At 49.6% G+C, this 448-nt stretch carries 1 pseudogene; it reads right to left on the bottom strand.

Annotation, left to right across the window (positions count from 1 at the left end):
* A pseudogene (locus ACTHTU_RS11320) lies at positions 1-448 on the bottom strand (hypothetical protein); the annotation flags it as partial.

The raw sequence follows: 448 nt of genomic DNA on the forward strand, positions 1-448 counted from the left end.
AAGAGACCGTTCTTGCGCAGCTTTTTCCCTTCCTGCTCGCGCTCGTATTTGAGCTTGTGGGCAATTTCGGTTTGTTTGTTATGCTCGAAAGAGATTTTTTCCTGCCATGCAATGCGCTTACGCTGGATGGCCAGCTCATTTTTTTCTGTCAAATCAAAGTGGCAGGGTTTACATTCCTGTGCATCTAGTTCGTCAATAATCGTCATGCAGACGGGGCATTGGATAGGGTCGGGAGTATTGGCTGCCGACATAGTTGCTTCTTCAACTGCTTCCAATTCCATAGACTGACGGACGATCACGGCCAAACCCAAATAGCTGAAGTAATGCTGCGCATTGTCGCGCTCATCTTGGGTACATTTTTCGGCCACAATCGCGTGTGGACGCTCAGCCAATGCTTGAATCAGGCTCTCGACTGCGTTTTCGGGCAGGTTCTCATACAGGCAGGCGT

Origin of the sequence: Neisseria sp. P0020.S005, assembly GCF_051957055.1 — a bacterium.
In the GTDB taxonomy this organism is placed as follows: Bacteria; Pseudomonadota; Gammaproteobacteria; order Burkholderiales; family Neisseriaceae; genus Neisseria; species Neisseria subflava_A.